Below are 17063 nucleotides of genomic sequence, written 5' to 3'. Positions count from 1 at the left end.
TTGCACTAGCAATTGGACAAGCGGTGTTCAAACAACATCTGGTACGTTTGTTAAAGACGCAACAATGAATAATTGGACTATCAATACTTCATATGTTAAATCTGGTATTCCTAATAACTGGACAATTCAAAATGCTTAAAAACTATGGCTTATAATAAATATTACTTACAGAAGAAACAAGTATCTTATGACAATGGTTTGACTTGGGAGGATGTTACTCCAACCGAGACAAGGCAGGGCACATATATTGATACCTACCAGACATTGGCAGAATGCGAAGCAATTGACTATTCAACCCAATATCTTACATTTGAGAGCCTTGAAGATGACAATCAAATATTTTTTAAATTGGGTCAAAATAATACAGCAAAAACCATATCTGCTTCAACGGATAATGGTGTAACTTGGACAGAATACACATCAACATCAGGAAACAGTGGAACAACCATTGCAACGCTTAATACTGGCGATAAGGTATTGGTCAAGGGAACAAATGCTGCATATGGAAATGGAAATTATGGCAGCACTAATTATTATAATAGATTTTTGGGGTCTAAAAGATTTAACGCATATGGAAATGCTACATCATTGATTTATGGGGATGATTTTGAAACAAGCGGTGACACAATTGGTGACTATGCATTTCAGGGTATTTTCTATGATTCTGATAATCTAATATCAGCCAAAAATTTGGTTTTGCCATCAACAACTTGTGGCCAAGAATCTTATGCAAATATGTTTCAACATTCTAATTCGCTTGTAGAAGCACCATCGGCAATAAATGCTGCAAATGGGGTAAGTACTTGCAGTGAAATGTTTAGGGGTTGTAATAATTTGACATCACCACCAGCATTACCAGCCACAACGTTGGGAAATGGTTGTTATTTTTATATGTTTGCAGGTTGTACAAGCCTAACAACAGCACCAGATTTGCCTGCTACAACTTTGGCAAGTAATTGTTATCAACATATGTTCAGAGGTTGTTCAAATCTTACAACAGCACCTTCAGTATTACCAGCAACAACATTGGCTTATGCTTGCTATAATGAAATGTTTTATGAATGTACAAGCCTTACATCAGCACCTGTTCTACCTGCTACAACGTTGGCAAACAGTTGTTATAACCTTATGTTCTATAATTGCAGAAGCCTAACGGTTGCACCTGAACTACCAGCAACAACATTGAAAACTCAGTGTTATCAAAGTATGTTCTATGGCTGTTCAAGTCTAACAACAGCGCCAGTATTATCAGCTACAACGTTGGCAAATTATTGCTATAATCAAATGTTCTATAATTGCACAAGTCTTAACTACATCAAGTGTCTGGCAACTGATATATCAGCAAGTATGTGTACATATTATTGGCTAAATGGTGTTGCTGCAACTGGTACATTCGTCAAAGATGCATCAATGACTGGATGGTCAACTGGTGTTAGTGGCATTCCTGATGGATGGACTGTTCAAAATAATTCTTAAATAACTTAAATTGAAATGAGTGTAACAAATTATATTAACAACAGATGCAGATATAACTATTCAAAGTTGAAGAGTGTCGTATATCTTGTATCAAAGTATCATGTGAAAGATATTCATGTCGATGGCTATGATGCTTATATCGAAGATTTGGATGAGTTGCCATTAAGGTTGAATGGATTTAACATCAGCCTTAATGAGGAAACATCACTGGATGAGCGTTATGAGTTTCAGAAAACTGTTACCCTTTCAATGCATGGTTATGTTTCAAGGGTTATTGGTGATAGATTCTATGTCATTCTTGAATCAGAGGATGGCACAAAATGGATGGTTAATCCTGACTTTCCAGCAAGGGTGACATATACCTTCAATTTATCAAATAACACCAACCAAACTGACTTTACATTTTCATTGTTAAGCAACTTTCCAACATTAAGACTTCAAGCCAACTTTGAGGTTGTTAATGCACCTTGCATGGGTTATAATTCATACGGTATTAAGGACTTGAAACTATTGGAAAGGGCTTGGTGTGACGTTGATGTTGATAATGGCAATTTATATACCTATGGAAAGGACTTTCAGGATGTGGAGTTTATAAGGAATAGTTGTTCATTGTCAGTATCGTATGATGGTTTTAATACCACATCAACCATTAACTTTCAAATTCCATTTGATGACTATAAGACAAGCTGGCAATATAATCTATTGGAATTTATGTTTAACAAGTATGCTGCTGTTATAACTCCAAAATCAGATGATAATACCTTCTTTGTTGGTTTTAATACTGGTCTTCAAGCAAATTATACCATTGACACTGATGATGGCGATGGAAGCGATATAATCAATATAATTCTGACTGAAACTGCAAAGAATGGCATTTATGCAATGGTTGATTATAGTGAACAGTCAATGAGCGAAACAAGTTGGCATTATGCCCCAGAGGTTGGTTATGAATGCGTTGGAAGGGGTGAAGCAATATACCTTGTTCAATCAGAATCAACTGTTAATGGCTTAAGCACTGGTGAATATAAGGTATTGGAAGGTTATGAAGAAGAATTTTCTGACCTTAATGTTGTTGGGACATTCAGCACAACTGATACATTTAACACAGCGAAATGTCAGGGCACAACTTGCTTTATGCAAACTGATATTCCGCTTAATATTACCTTCTCATCAGTGACTTGTAGCACATATAACTTCAAGGCTGATTGTGATTGGGAGATTACAGACCTATCATCATTTATTACAGTTTCACCATCATCAGGAGAAGGTGGTACAAACTATACCTTAACAGTCTGCAATACATCAGTTTCAGCAACAACTGGTTCATTCAATATCCAAAGTGGTGATAATATAAGAATTGTCAATGTCACTGTTAATAATGGCGATACATATATCATTCCAACATCAGTTAATATTGACTGTACGGCACAGAATGTAACGTTCACATTCCAATCAGGTTGTGTTCCATCAGCCATAACATCGAATTATACCTATCAAGTTACAGATAGTCAGATTATCTTCAACGTACCAGCAAATACCACAACATCAACCAAAGTTGAACAGCCAATTGTCTATGACTGCAACGGTGAGCCACATACGCTTACAATAAATCAGGATAAAGTGTATGAAGATTGGAGAAATACACCAGAATATCTATGTGAAAGTGGTAATTCATATGTCAGACAACAAAGATATACTGGTACGACATCAACTTCAATCAATACACCAACATCTGAATATAGGATTGGAAGCCTAATTCAAAGTGGAGATACAAGATGCCAAACTGTTATTACAAGATGGGTTGATGCCTCTGATTATATTTGTCAGAATGGCGATAAATGGTCGTATCAGAAGGAACAAACCTCAATCGATGATGGTGCAACTTGGGTTGATACTGGTGCAACAAGATTAAAAGAACTGATTGAGGAAGGTTCAACAGATTGTCAGGAGCCAATAACCTATAAATGGGTATTGACAGAATTGTGGCAATGTGAATAAATAATAATATGTTTACTAAAAGATTATATCATGTGCGATTGCGAAGGAAATAACTATCAAATCAATATGGGATGCTGTGTTCCAGTGGTGGCAAACCCAAATATTTATTACACAAAATCCGAGATTGATGAGAAAATAAGCGGTATTACAACCGATGGAATTTCAGAGGAAAAAGCCAAAGAAATGATTGATGATTCTTTGGAAGACTACTATACCAAAGATGAGATTGATGCTGCCTTTGACTCTGTAAACGATGAACTGGATGGCAAGTTGGATGCAACAGCATATACTCCAACTGACCTGACTGACTATGCGACAAAGGAGTGGGTTGAAGATAAGGGTTATCTCACAGAACACCAACATTTGAAGACAATTAACAACATCAGTTTGATTGGTGATGGCAACATTGAGATTGGCACTGGCGGAACAACTGATTTATCAAATTATTATACCAAATCAGAAACCAATAACCTTCTTGATGATAAACTGGATGTTACTGCATATACCCCAACAGACTTAAGCAACTATTATAACAAGACAGAGGTTAATAATTTATTGTCAAATAAGGCAAATGCAAGCGATTTGAGCGCATTAAGCACAACCGTTGGGCAGTTGTCCACCTCACTTGAAAATAAGGCTGACAAGAGCGAAATTCCAAGCCTTGAAGGTTATGCAACAGAACAGTGGGTTCAGAATCAGGGCTATCTAACTCAACATCAGAGTTTGGCTGGATACGCAACTGAACAGTGGGTACAAAGTCAGGGTTATTTGACGCAACACCAAAGCCTTGACAACTATTATCCAAAGAGCGTTGTTGATGCATTGATTAGTGGGCTTCAAGCACAGATTGATGAGTTAACAACTGCATTGTCAGAGTGCTGCACTGGTCAGACTGGTGAAACGCAAGCAAGGATTGGTGCTGTCATCTTCTCAAGTGCTGCAAATGCGATAATGGATGTTGGTTCATCTGGCGAAATTGAAAGAATTGTGATTGAAAGTGGTGGCACTTATTACCCTTCTGCTGTTGGTAATGATACTTTCCCAATGCCAAAGGCTGGAAACAACAGAGCAAACATCTATTTGGTAAGCGGAACAACCACACTTGGCGCAACATCAAAGTGGGGAAGCAGCGCAGTAAACTATAACTTCTCTGCTGCAACTGGCGTTACAAGGATTGGTCAGGATTGCTTCAAGGACAGTCCATATTTACAGATATTGACATTGCCTTCAAGTGTAACAAGCATTGCAGACCATGCGTTTGATAATTGTCCTTCGCTTACAAGATTGAATATATTGGCTGAAACGCCTCCAACGCTGGAATACTATGCGCAAGGCTATGATGCCATAAAAACATTGATGACTGACAACGCAAATGTTGTGGTATATGTTCCTTCAACAGCACTGTCAGCGTATAGGAGTGCAACTGGATGGTCAGCATATTCATCAAGGATTCAAGCAATAAGTTAGTATATTGCCAATGCCAACAACGGCATTGGCATTGAAAAAAAGGTTAAAAATAAATATGTTTATAAAAGATAAAATATAGAATTATGATATACCCAGATTGCGATATGAAACGTTGGAGTCATTGCGATAATTCTGTAGTTTTGGCTAATGCTGACTATTATTACACCAAAGAACAAGTTGATAAGAAATTTGACGATTTCGATGGTGTGACTGAGGAAGAGGTTCAGAGTATGATAAGCACTTCCATCAGGACAAAGGCTGACAAGGCTGATGTAAATGCCCTTTCTGGACAAGTCCAAGCCAATACAGATGCAATTGACAACACTTATACCAAGCAAGAGACAAACGCTGCTGTAACGGCAGCAACAACGCCTATCAACAATACCCTTACGGCACATACTGCTGATACATCAATCCATGTAACATCAGCAGAGAAGACTTATTGGAACAATAAACTTGATGCAAGTGCTTATACCCCAACAGACCTTTCAAACTACTATACAAAGGGTCAAACTGATGGCTTGCTTGATGAAAAGCTGGATGCAACTGCATATACTCCAACTGACCTCAGTAACTATTACACAAAGCAAGAAACACAAGGGGTTGTTAATGGTGCTGTAAGTGGCAAGGCTGATACATCTGCTGTCACTCAGGAAGTTTCAAGTGCTGTAGCCCCATTGTTCGGTGCTGTTGAGTATGATTCACAAACTCAAAGAATCAATTTCAAGCATGATGCAACTGGACAGACCATTGCATATGTTGATGCAACTGACTTTATCAAGGATGGCATGGTTAGCGATGTTGAGATAATCAATGGAAACTTAGTCATTACATTTAACAGTGATGCTGGCAAACAACCAATCTCAATACCGTTGACTGACATATTCAACCCTGCAAACTACTATACAACGGCACAGACACAGAGTTATGTAAGTGGGTTCACATATGACAAGGCAACCATTGACCAAAAGGTTGCAGAAGGTGGAACATTCGACCCAGACCTCTACTATGACAAGACTGCAACTGATGCCTTGCTTGCTGCAAAGGCTGACACTGCAACGACCTATACAAAGACAGAGGTTGACAATGCATTAAGCAGCAAGGCTGATACCAGTACTGTAACTGCTGTAAACGATGCTTTAACAGCCCATACAGCTGATACATCAATCCATGTAACATCAGCAGAGAAGACCACTTGGAACAACAAATCTGATTTCAGTGGTGACTATAATGACCTGACAAATAAACCTACCATTCCAACAGTACCTACAAACATAAGTGACTTTACAAACGATGCTGGATATATAACCAATGCTGATATTGCTGGCAAGGCTGATACCAGTGCTGTGACACAAGTGAACGATGCTTTAACTGCTCACACTGCAAACACCAATGTCCATGTGACATCAGCAGAGAAAGCAGAATGGGATGACAAGGCAGAGGTTATTGAGTTGACCCAAGCACAATACGATGCATTGGTTACAAAAGACCCTGATGTCTTATATGTCATCAGTGATGCAGCACCAGCAGAGGTGATTATATCAACCACAATCACAAGTTCATCAACCAATGGTGAGGCTGCTTCTGCAAAGGCTGTATATGACTTTGTTGGTGGGTTGAAAATGGCGAAGATGACAAGTGCTGAATACCAAGCACTTGCAACAAAGGATGCAAACACCGTCTATTTCGTTGGTGATGCAACAAATGGATATACAATGAAATTAGGAGAGGCAAATATCAATTAAAATGATTTACAAGAATAATAAGACAATAAATGAGTGGTACTTCAACGATGCCGAACTCATCAAGGTTTACAAGAACGGTGCAATCTGTTACTATAAGATTGTGCAAGGTGCAACACCACATCAAGAGCCTTGCTTTGCTGTTGTTGAGGATATTACACAATACACAGACACAGAGTTTGTTGATGTCTATGACAAAGCAACTGATAAATGGTACAAGTTGAACAACCTTGGCCAATATGAGGAATATGGTGTCTATGGAGAGGGTAGGAACATCACCTACTATGAGGGTAAACTTACCATTGACAACGGCTATGAATATGAGTGGGATGGCTCAGAATGGGACAATCTTGGTGAGGTAACTGGAAGCACCAGAGTGCCACAAGGTTATACTGAGGTCGAATATGTCGGTTCAAACGGCAATGCATATATCAACACTGGTCTGCAACTGATGGACACTGTTGGCAATACATTCTCAATTGAAGGAAGGGTCTGGACAGAGTACTATGTAACAGATGATGGCTTCGGCTATCTTATGTCAACAGAGTCAACCACAAGACCATACCCAGGCTTTACTTGGAGATGGAATCAGCATCATAACAGTGTTTTGGAATTTGGTGGTGAGACTGGTTCGAATGCAATATTGAGTACCGTTGACAAAGGTGATGGAACAAGTGGTTTTACAGTTTCAAGCAATGGAACATCGTTAACCAACAATAATACTCCGTTTTCCTTGTTTGCAGGATTGAATGGAACTTCACCTTGGAGATTTAGCAAATCAAAATACTATAATGAGTTGAAGATAACAAAGAACAACCAAGTTGTTGCAGATTACATTCCTTGTCAGAGGGATAGCGATAGCAAGTATGGTTTCTATGATTTGGTATCTGATTCTTTCAAGAGTTCTTCGAACAGCAATTCGTTGATAGGTGGAGGAACAGGAGGTGCAAAAGAATACCCAAAATACTATACAACAAAGGATGAACCTGAAAACAATGTTGTATTCATCGATATGGAGGATGCTCTTGCATATGAATGTCCTTGGGTTGGAATGGATGCAACAATTGACAACACCCCATATCTGTTTGGAGATGCTTATGAGTGGCTTACCAAATATGGTTTATTTGAGGTGTCTGGTGAATATATATGCTACAGAGGAGACAAATATGAAAAGATGGAGGAAATGGTCAGGAATGTTGATGGAACTTGGTTACATCAAACCCCAATAGTGTATGAAAAAGGAGACTTGATTGAGGCTGGTTCAACTGATTGTGATTCAAGACTACCAGATGGATATACAGAGGTTGAATACATAAGACAACCTTCTTCTTCCTTACACCAAAACGTTAACAACAAATGGACTATTCCAACCACCAATATGGTAAATGGTGATAGTTTTACAATCATATTCAGTATGGATTCGGAAAATCAAGAAAACGTTTCAAAGTATATTTCCATCTTTGGTTCGGAAGAGGTATTTGCAATTCGTAACGATGGTGGTTATGGCTATAATCTTAACACCAAGTATTTCACAAATGCCAATACTGAAAGAGGTAACTATACAATGGAATATGACACCAAGTTGAGTTTTAACTATAAACCGTCATTACTAACTGTCACAAATGCGACAACTGGTGTACAGACATTGGTTAACCTTACTCAAAGTAGTGGTTATAATCCAAGTGGAAATTTGGGTGTATTTGGCTTTTGGTATGGTGGAACTGGTGAGTATCTTATGTGTGGCAATATCTATGAGATTAAGATTGAAGGAAGCGATGACACTCTAAAGTATGACTATATCCCATGCAAACGAGACAGTGATAATAAGGTTGGCTTATATGATATTGTAAACGGCCTTTTCACTAGTCCAAGTGGGTTTACAATTACAGCTGGCCCAGAAGTATTTTAATCACTCTAAATAATTCAAAAGGGAAGCAACAAACACTTCCCATTTTTTATTTACATTTTTTACTCTTTTCTTAATATTTATAAATAAATGATTCGTATATGAAAATATGTTGGATAAATTACAAAAGATACACATTCAACCCAGAAGATGATTGGGGTGATTATGACAATGGTGTGTATAGAAAAGGTGTATTCGATAAGAGAGGTTATTGCTATCATCATTATCGCTCTTATGATGGAAAACGAATAACTACAAGTGAACATGTGGCAAAATGGATTTATTTTAATGGTGAAATACCAGATGGATATGAAATTGACCATATCATACCTATAAGTGAAGGCGGTACTAATAAATTGTCAAATCTTAGAATATGCACTCATCCAGATAATATGCTCAATTCTATAACAAGGGTAAAATTATCTAATGCCAAAAAAGGGAATCAGTGGAATAAAGGTGTAAAACATAGTGAGGAAAGAGTAAAGAAAAGAGCGAATAAAATAAGAGGCTGCAAGCACTCTGTTGAATCTATTATAAGAAGTGCTAACGGGCATAAAAAAGCAGTTGTTCAATATTCAAAAGAAGGTATCTTTATAAAAGAATGGGATAGTGCTACTGATGCATCAAAAGAATTAGGAATTAGCAAAAATGGAATATCAAGGGTGTGTAAAAATAAATTAAAAACAAGTGGAGGCTATATTTGGAAATGGAAAAAATAAAGGTATGTATTATTGTTTTATGCAAGAATGAAATGGATATTCTGCCATTCGTAAGGAAATATTGGGAAAGAATAAGTGCTGATGTTATTGTCTATGATAATGGAAGCACAGATGACTCACTTGAATACTTGTCATCTATTCCATATGTCACCATAAGGCATTTTGATTCAGATGGCCATAATGACATCATTCATAAGGAAGTGAAGGAAAGGGCTTATATTGAGTATAAGAATGATTATGACATCATCATTATTACTGACATGGATGAGGTGTTCTTTTTTGATGATTTTAAGGCTGTTTCAGAGGCTTTTATCGATGGGGGTTACAATATCCTTATGACACCAATTATATCGCTCTGTGAAGACTTTAAGCCACCTTTCAGCGAAGATAAATACCTTCATCAACTTTGCCATAAGTTCTATAGGCAGAGAATGAACCATATGAAGGGTTTTGATGACTTTTCAAAACTGTCAATCTTCAATACAAAGGTAACTGACAAGGTTGAAATGAGCGTTGGTCAACACTATGTGAAGACATCACCAGATATGAAGATAATGCTTTCAAATAATGGATTCAATCTGCACATTGATAAGGGGTTTGGGCTTGACTATAAGTACAAGGTAAGGCAAAGAATGTACTCAAACCTTTCAGATACCAACAAACGTTATGGGATGGCAATTGAATATGCTGATTCGTATGAGAAACTTGAAAGGGAATATAAGAATAATCAGAAAAACAGTTTTGACATAAATGATAACAATTGTAACGATTAATCTGAATAACAAGGATGGTCTTAAAAGAACCATTGAGTCAGTTGTTAACCAGACATTCTTTGATAAGGTTGAATATGTGATTATCGATGGTGGTTCAACTGATGGCAGTGTTGATGTTATCAAGGAATACGATGACAACATTGCATATTGGTGTTCTGAACCTGATGGTGGCATATTCCCAGCAATGAACAAAAGCATTGAACATATAAATGGTGATTATGTCCTATATCTCAACAGTGGTGACATCTTGAACAAAAACAATGTCATTGAAAGGGTATATGGTGAACTTGATAAGGATATTGTCTATGGGAATGAATACAAGGTAAATAATAAAAAAACACTTGCAAGATTTCCAGATAAACTAACTGAGGCATTCTTCAAAAGGTCTGCCCTACCACATCAATCAACGTTTATAAGGACTGAATTATTGAAAGAACATAACTATTCAACAGATTGGAAGGTCTTGGGAGACTGGTCATGGTTAAGGGAAAGAATTATGGTTGACAAGGTGAGTTATAAGCATCTTAATTTTCCAATTTCAGATTATGATTTGAATGGATTTTCAACAATCAATCAAAAATTATTCTTTGCTGAAAGGGATAAATATTATAAACAATCCATTTAAGGTTTATAGAAGGCGCTGGTGACGTTAAAATAAGAATGGTGGGTAGCATAACTATCCACCATTTTTTAATCGCTCCTGAAGCATTTTAAGTTCATTCTCATAAAAACTTAACTCATTTCGTTCATATTCGATGATTTCATCAGGCTGCCCTTCTTCAATTACTTGTTCGAGAGTTGCTTTACCAATCTCAACCCACTTTTTCTGAATCTTGATTTGTTGTTTTATATCCATAATTTATGCCAGTTGTTTAAGTTCCTCAGCAAATCTTATTCTTTCATCCTGAGCCATATTGGTTAAGACGAATGGCGTAATGTCATTTATTAGTTTTTGGAAGTCGTTATATGACCCCATTAGACCAGTGGTTGGGAACTCCTTTAATTCGACATCCCATCCATAATCATCATTCTTTACGATGTCAATAAGCAGACACTCATTTTCTGATTGCCAATGTAATTCCATATTGTTTAATGTTTAAGTTAATAATCTGGATGCAAAATTAAAAAAATAATTGATAATATGTTCATTAAAAGAAAAAATATTAAGAAATAATGGAAAAAAACACAAAAAAACGAGGAAGACCAGTTGGTTCAACCAATAAACCAAAATCAAATGGTGGTTTGTTTTTGACCAAATTCGAAAAACAGATTGAAGGAAGCGCATTAACCAGAAAAAATGCTCTTGGATGGGTCAATTGGGGCTTGAAGAATAACTACCCCAATCTGTTGCTTGACCTTTATAATCAGTCACCAACTCATAGGGCTTGCATTAACTTTGGCGTACAGAGTATCATTGGCAATGGCGTTGACCTTGATTCAATGCAAATGGATGGCACTCAGGTGATTCCCAACTATGCTGAAACATGGGATGATATCATCAAGAACATTTCACTTGATTACCTGATATATGGCTCATTTGCCCTTCAAATTATCAAGAACAACGACAATAAGACCTTCTCATTTTGGCATATGCCACTTGACAAGGTAAGATGGTCGGAATACGATGAGGATGGACAGATAACGTCTTATTGGATTTGCAACGATTGGACAGCAACTGGACAATATCCTCCATTCCAAATTGATGCATTTGATATGAGGGATGAAAGCGTTATTGAAAGGGGAAAACCATATCTCTATGTGTATAGGCAGTATTCTCCAGCAATGACATATTACACACAGCCACACTATCAAGCTGGTATCAAGGCAATCCAATCAGAAATTGAATATGTTAACTTTGACCTAAAGACAACTGTCAATGGCTTTGTTCCAAGTGGTATGCTGGTAATGAATGAGGTTGAGACTGATGAGGAAAGACAAGCAATCATCAACAATGTAACAAGGATGTTCCAAGGGTCAGATAACGCCAACTCTGTTATGGTGACTTTCAGAAACAATGTTGACGAAACGAAGCCAGAGTTTATCCCATTCTCAACAAATAGTGGAAACATCAATCTCTATGATTCAGCAAACCAAAGAACCGTAAGCAGAATATTGGCAGCGCATCAGATTCCAAATGCATCATTGGTTGGTATGCCTGATGTTGGACAAACTGGATTTGCAAGTGAGGCTGATAAACTTGAAACAGCATATCAGTTGTATAACAAACTGACTGGTAATAGCAACAGAATGGCAGTCATTAAAACAGTTAATCAGATGTTCAGAATGCAAGGTGTTGATGTTGAGGTTGTCATGAAGCCATTGTCATTCAAGGACTTTGACGATGATGCAAACGTACCAGAGAGAACTGAATCAACTGATGTTGATAACAACGATAGCAATAACATTGAAGAAGAAAAGAAAGTGGAGGAATAAGATATGTTACAGAACACAATCATTAACGAAAAATGGCTTAAGGAGTTTAGCCCAATACCTTTGAACTATAACATGAAGGAACTCCACAACTATGTGAAGTTGGCAGAGGCAATATGGCTTGTTCCAATCATAGGAAATGATTTCTACGATGAACTACTGGAACAAGTGGCAGAAAACAATCTGTCAGATGAAAACTCAACAGCACTGGTTGAAGCAATATATCCATATTTGGGCTTTGCAGTGGCTTATGAAGCATTACCAGTACTGTGGGCACATATATCAGAAGTTGGCATCACAAAGGGCAAATCAGACAATTCAGACAGTCTGGACTTGAAGGATATGACTTATGTCAGCCAACATTTAAGGACTCAGGTTGAAGCAAGAAAGGACTATTGCAAAAAATGGCTATGTGAAAGGAACGAGTCTTTCCCATTGCTTAATTGTTGCGCTTGTGGTTGCAGTTGTTGCAATGATAATGCCAAATTGAACTACCCCAACCCAATGAAGCAACTATATACAACCAATAGGAAGTGTGCTGATTTGATTTAAGGGCATTTTAAGGCTTCTGGTGTGCTTAAAATAATAATGGTGGAGAGTTTATAGCCCTCCACCATTTTAATTGCACCAGCCCCATCTTCACAGACATCTGGTGCCTTTGAAAAACATTAATTTATACACCGGATATCAATTTTTCTTAAAACTTTCAAACAACTGATTCAGTATATCAATGATAGCCACAGCATCAATGAACCTGACATCATCTTCATCAAAGCCCAACCATAGTACATACTCGTTAGGCAACCACTCCAAACATAGCGGGCCAACTGTTGTATTGAAGCCTTGCAAGTTATCAGCAAGATGCTTTAATAGTGCCTTCCTTCCAGTCCCTGTAATTTTCTTCTCAGTTTGAAAAACCACCTCAATGCTCCCATCAGGGCCTACAATAAAATTTTTAATTTTTGCTTTCATAATATCTAATTATTAAGAATTTTTTTTTAAAAAGGCACCAGCCCCACTTTCACAAGCACCAGTGCCCAGCATTGTAAAATTTTAACGTTATGAAAAACAATTGCAAATTTCTTGGTTTTTCAATAGTGCTTCAAATTGGAAGCATTGCAAATATACCAAAAGTTTCTGTAAAAAAGAAATCAGAAACGATTCTTTAACGGATTTTAACATTTGAAGGGTTATGTTCTTTTAGTTCTTTTCTTATTTCTTCAATTTCATCATTCATTGCGCCCACATCCCAACGCTTAACATTAAACACATCAGTTTGCGGTGTGTAGTTGTTTCTTTCCATCCATTGCCTTATATCTTCATTTTCACTGGTCTCGATTTCTTTTCTTATTTCAGATAAGCGTTTTTTACTTATTTCCCTAAGTCTTTTACTTTCTTCTTCTGAAATCATTTCCAGAATATATTTTCTCTCGTTGGTGTTTTTCAACCATGCCATATAATACTTTTGGCCTTCTTCTAACTTAAAATCTCCATTTGGCTTAATGTTTCTAGTGTATATTTTTAAACCATTTATAATAAATTTAGTATCATATTCATATTTACAATAATTATTAAACTTTTTTCTTTTACCTAAAAAGTCTTCAACACTGACTTTTTTGATAACATGTTTGTCATAATTAGTGGAATAACTATGTTTATAACCTTCAAATACAACAAATACTTCCTCGCCATGACTTCTTATAGTATCAACCAATGCATTGATATTCTTGCAATGCAACATTGCATCCATCAATTCATTTTTATCTTTTAAGTCATAATAAAATTTGCCATAGTTGACTATATCTTTGTCTAGCAAAAACTTGTTACCATGTTTATCAAAACAGATGTAAACATCATCTTTTTGAGCATTAGCACCTGATGCAACCAGCATCATAACCAAAATCATAATTAACTTTCTCATAACCTTTTAATATAAATAATTGTTTCTGTTTAAAATCATCATTGTTCCAATCCAGTTCAAACGCATTTCAAATGAATCCCACTTGGAATAAGTTCTTTCATACCCCTTCTTAACGGGAATGGAATATACATCATCATTAGCATCAGCAACAATAACTTCATCATCTTTCATTTTCTTTTGATAATGTTGATGATAGCAAGCATCCTTACTTTTCTTGACGTTCTGTTGGTCAGCCTTCAATGTCACCTTCTTTCCGTCAATGATGTAAACGCCCTTGTGAAGTTCTTCGGCATTATACTGTTCTGTCATGTCTCTGCCAGACAAATCATATACCTTTTTCACATCCTGAGCATTGAGGTTAAGACTTAAACCTAAAATTAAAAGAATTACTTGTAACTTTCTCATAGTCAATATTTTTTTAAATTTTGAACGAAACAATGATAATGAAAATGGTTGAAAGTTCCAAACTGGTTAAGGTTCGTTAACAAAATAATTGATGATTTTAAGATATATTTACAAATATACCTATTTACATATTATATAGCACTGCCAATCTCAACACCTCGCATTGAAGCAGCCATTTGCTTGCTAAACCGCCTTGAAGCCCTTGCACCAACCTCATTCAGCGTTGAAGCAACCTTATAAGCCTCACCATTGATTGCGCTCGCTATGGAGTTATATCTTTTGAAATCACTAGTAGATTTAAACTTACTTGCATTGGTGTTATACCAGTTCTCGATTGATTCAATTCCTTCTTTCTTGAATAAATTGTAAAGATACCTATTGAGACTAACACCTTCTTTTTGTTCAAATTCATCAATGAAGGATTCTTCCTTTTCTTCAACTGTGCTTTGCTCTTCTTTATTCTTCTTTTCTTTACTTATCTCTACTCTACTTATCTTATCTCTACTATTCTCTACTATACTATTCTTTACTATAGTACTAATAGGGGTTTCAGAAGATTTGGATGTATCTGGTTTTGATAGAAAAAGTTCTTCAAATGACTTCCTTTTTAATGGTTTTGTAAACGCTTCAAAGTTCAAATAATATTTTGAAGCATTGCCTAATCCAGTCCCAACCTCTCTTCTACCAAGTTCAAATTCTTCAATATCCCTAATCGCTTCTTGTAACGTTGAAGGGCTAACACCAGCAATGGCGCATAATTTACTGTTATTGATGATGATAATACCAGTATTTCTTGCTTCTGTTGTAAGATACCAATCCAATAGTGCTGTTAATACTTTCTTTGTACCAAGGCTTAATTCACTGTCCTTGATATTTTGAGGCAATAATTCCTCCATTCGTTGTTCTGTAATTTTCATGTTTTTATTCCTTTATACATTATCTTTCAACTCAGACCTTTTGAAGAAAGTAATGGGAGGGTGTATAAAGGTCTGAAAGAACCTCCCATTACCAAAAAATTAAGTACTTATATAGTATACATATCGATTATTGCAAATATACAAAAAATTATTTAATTAAAGAAATATAATTTAAAATATTTTTTATAATAAATATTAAAATTTATATAATTATATAATAAATATCTAGATATTCTAGTTAATATTATGTATAATCATACCAAGGGAATAATTCCTAGAATCATGTCCAGTGGCATTGTCTGTGAAGATGATGCCATTTTTATTATAAATATCACCAATTTTGAAAAATTATAAAAAAAACTAAAAAAATATTTCTTATTTTCAAAAAAGTTTTGTATATTTGCATTGTGAACATAAAGTTAAACTTAAATCAAATTAAACAACAATGGCAGAAGACATAATGAATAACCCTTACTTCTATCGGAGAATCAGGTGTGATTTAGTAAGGCTAAAAGAGCAACATATATTCGATGAGAAGATAATTGAATGCATAAACAGAGTAAAGGATGATATAGGGAACTATATCAAAGAAGAGTGGGGCGAGGAAATTCTTTATGAAGATTTTGATGAATCAACGCTAACACCAACAACAGAAGAATTGGAAGGAGATTAGTATGGGCAGAACAAAAACATTCACAAAGACAATCAGGCATCAGAATATTAACTTCAACCAAAATAGGTCTATTCTGGAGGCAAAATTTGATTTAAAAAGCCCTCATTGCTACCATATAACAAGTTACTTATTTTTTCAATCAGAAGAAGATACATCAAGGATTGTGTCCAGTGTTTGCAAACGCTTCAAGACGTATATCAAATACAACATGAATTGCAAGAAGGAAATCATCATCTTGGACTATCCCAATACAATTGAGCAAGGTGAGAAATTCTGCATAAGCGTTGAGTTTGCTGGACTTATTGATGAGGAAATGACAAAATCGCTGTTGCTTGACAAGGCAGAGAGGATGGCAATGTTACTGGAAGAGTTCACAAGGACATTAAACTCAAACATGATTATTCTTACAAAAAGTACTAAAGGTAATAGAAAATAGTTTTTTTAGTCCAAAACATAATATAAAAAAAGAAAGAAATCTTCGGCTATACGGTTAACAACTCTGGCTGTGGCAGAGTCTAAAGATACCACTGACATCATTTCAAATTGATTGTATAGCCACTTGGTATCTGGTAGATATAGATGCTATTTAGATACCTTTTTTGAAAAAAAAACGGGAGTTGTTTTATTGCTGTTTCA

At 36.1% G+C, this 17063-nt stretch carries 18 protein-coding genes; 12 read left to right on the top strand and 6 right to left on the bottom strand.

What is annotated here, in order from left to right; genetic code table 11:
- Positions 1-144 precede the first annotated feature (144 nt).
- The 8 genes from ACJROP_RS10880 to ACJROP_RS10845 all read left to right on the top strand — a co-directional run bounded on the left by ACJROP_RS10880 (position 145) and on the right by ACJROP_RS10845 (position 10706).
- Positions 145-1476 carry a leucine-rich repeat protein gene (locus ACJROP_RS10880; protein ID WP_406535491.1) on the top strand — a complete coding sequence of 444 codons (1332 nt, stop codon included), beginning with the start codon at positions 145-147 and terminating at the stop codon, positions 1474-1476.
- A 15-nt stretch (positions 1477-1491) separates the two neighbouring features.
- Positions 1492-3474: a hypothetical protein gene (locus ACJROP_RS10875; RefSeq protein WP_406535490.1), complete on the top strand. Its 1983-nt coding sequence runs from the start codon at positions 1492-1494 to the stop codon at positions 3472-3474.
- Positions 3475-3504: 30 nt separating this feature from the next.
- Positions 3505-4941, top strand: coding sequence for a leucine-rich repeat protein (locus ACJROP_RS10870; protein WP_406535489.1), 1437 nt, complete (start codon positions 3505-3507; stop codon positions 4939-4941).
- Between the two features lie 83 nt (positions 4942-5024).
- A complete protein-coding gene (locus ACJROP_RS10865; RefSeq protein WP_406535488.1) occupies positions 5025-6686 on the top strand; it encodes a hypothetical protein in 1662 nt (553 codons plus the stop codon).
- 1 nt (position 6687) lies between these two features.
- On the top strand, positions 6688-8592 hold the full coding sequence (locus tag ACJROP_RS10860; RefSeq protein WP_406535487.1) for a hypothetical protein: 1905 nt from the start codon (positions 6688-6690) through the stop codon (positions 8590-8592).
- Between the two features lie 98 nt (positions 8593-8690).
- Positions 8691-9308, top strand: coding sequence for an NUMOD1 domain-containing DNA-binding protein (locus ACJROP_RS10855; protein ID WP_406535486.1), 618 nt, complete (start codon positions 8691-8693; stop codon positions 9306-9308).
- Complete coding sequence (locus ACJROP_RS10850) at positions 9296-10081, top strand: glycosyltransferase family 2 protein (protein ID WP_406535492.1); 786 nt, start codon at positions 9296-9298, stop codon at positions 10079-10081. Before ACJROP_RS10855 ends, ACJROP_RS10850 begins: the two co-directional genes overlap by 13 nt.
- Positions 10059-10706 (top strand): glycosyltransferase family 2 protein, encoded by a 648-nt coding sequence (locus ACJROP_RS10845; RefSeq protein WP_406535485.1) that lies wholly within the window; start codon positions 10059-10061, stop codon positions 10704-10706. The genes ACJROP_RS10850 and ACJROP_RS10845 overlap by 23 nt, the downstream gene beginning before the upstream one ends.
- A gap of 51 nt (positions 10707-10757) precedes the next feature.
- On the opposite strand, the gene ACJROP_RS10840 is transcribed toward ACJROP_RS10845, so the two are convergent.
- Both ACJROP_RS10840 and ACJROP_RS10835 read right to left on the bottom strand, forming a co-directional pair.
- Entirely contained in the window at positions 10758-10937 is a 180-nt protein-coding gene (locus ACJROP_RS10840; RefSeq protein WP_406535484.1) for a hypothetical protein, read from the bottom strand.
- Positions 10938-10940: 3 nt separating this feature from the next.
- Positions 10941-11165, bottom strand: coding sequence for a hypothetical protein (locus tag ACJROP_RS10835; protein WP_406535483.1), 225 nt, complete (start codon positions 11163-11165; stop codon positions 10941-10943).
- 164 nt (positions 11166-11329) lie between these two features.
- Here ACJROP_RS10835 and ACJROP_RS10830 point away from each other — a divergent pair, with 164 nt between their 5' ends.
- Positions 11330-12514 carry a hypothetical protein gene (locus ACJROP_RS10830; RefSeq protein WP_406535482.1) on the top strand — a complete coding sequence of 395 codons (1185 nt, stop codon included), beginning with the start codon at positions 11330-11332 and terminating at the stop codon, positions 12512-12514.
- A 3-nt stretch (positions 12515-12517) separates the two neighbouring features.
- A complete protein-coding gene (locus tag ACJROP_RS10825; RefSeq protein WP_406535481.1) occupies positions 12518-13063 on the top strand; it encodes a hypothetical protein in 546 nt (181 codons plus the stop codon).
- 135 nt (positions 13064-13198) lie between these two features.
- Here ACJROP_RS10825 and ACJROP_RS10820 read toward each other — a convergent pair whose 3' ends face one another.
- The 4 genes from ACJROP_RS10820 to ACJROP_RS10805 all read right to left on the bottom strand — a co-directional run bounded on the left by ACJROP_RS10820 (position 13199) and on the right by ACJROP_RS10805 (position 15754).
- Complete coding sequence (locus tag ACJROP_RS10820) at positions 13199-13483, bottom strand: hypothetical protein (RefSeq protein WP_406535480.1); 285 nt, start codon at positions 13481-13483, stop codon at positions 13199-13201.
- A gap of 193 nt (positions 13484-13676) precedes the next feature.
- On the bottom strand, positions 13677-14417 hold the full coding sequence (locus tag ACJROP_RS10815; protein ID WP_406535479.1) for a hypothetical protein: 741 nt from the start codon (positions 14415-14417) through the stop codon (positions 13677-13679).
- A 21-nt stretch (positions 14418-14438) separates the two neighbouring features.
- Positions 14439-14837 carry a hypothetical protein gene (locus ACJROP_RS10810; protein ID WP_406535478.1) on the bottom strand — a complete coding sequence of 133 codons (399 nt, stop codon included), beginning with the start codon at positions 14835-14837 and terminating at the stop codon, positions 14439-14441.
- Positions 14838-14968: 131 nt separating this feature from the next.
- Complete coding sequence (locus ACJROP_RS10805; RefSeq protein WP_406535477.1) at positions 14969-15754, bottom strand: hypothetical protein; 786 nt, start codon at positions 15752-15754, stop codon at positions 14969-14971.
- A gap of 445 nt (positions 15755-16199) precedes the next feature.
- On the opposite strand from ACJROP_RS10805, the gene ACJROP_RS10800 reads away from it, so the two are divergent.
- Positions 16200-16427: a hypothetical protein gene (locus ACJROP_RS10800; RefSeq protein ID WP_406535476.1), complete on the top strand. Its 228-nt coding sequence runs from the start codon at positions 16200-16202 to the stop codon at positions 16425-16427.
- A gap of 1 nt (position 16428) precedes the next feature.
- Positions 16429-16863, top strand: coding sequence for a hypothetical protein (locus ACJROP_RS10795; protein ID WP_406535475.1), 435 nt, complete (start codon positions 16429-16431; stop codon positions 16861-16863).
- The last annotated feature ends 200 nt before the right edge of the window (positions 16864-17063 follow it).

Origin of the sequence: Methanobrevibacter sp., from assembly GCF_045220775.1 — an archaeon.
GTDB lineage: Archaea > Methanobacteriota > Methanobacteria > Methanobacteriales > Methanobacteriaceae > Methanocatella.
The sequence above is the reverse complement of the archived record's forward strand: the minus strand, read 5'-3'. Positions and strand labels throughout refer to the sequence as shown.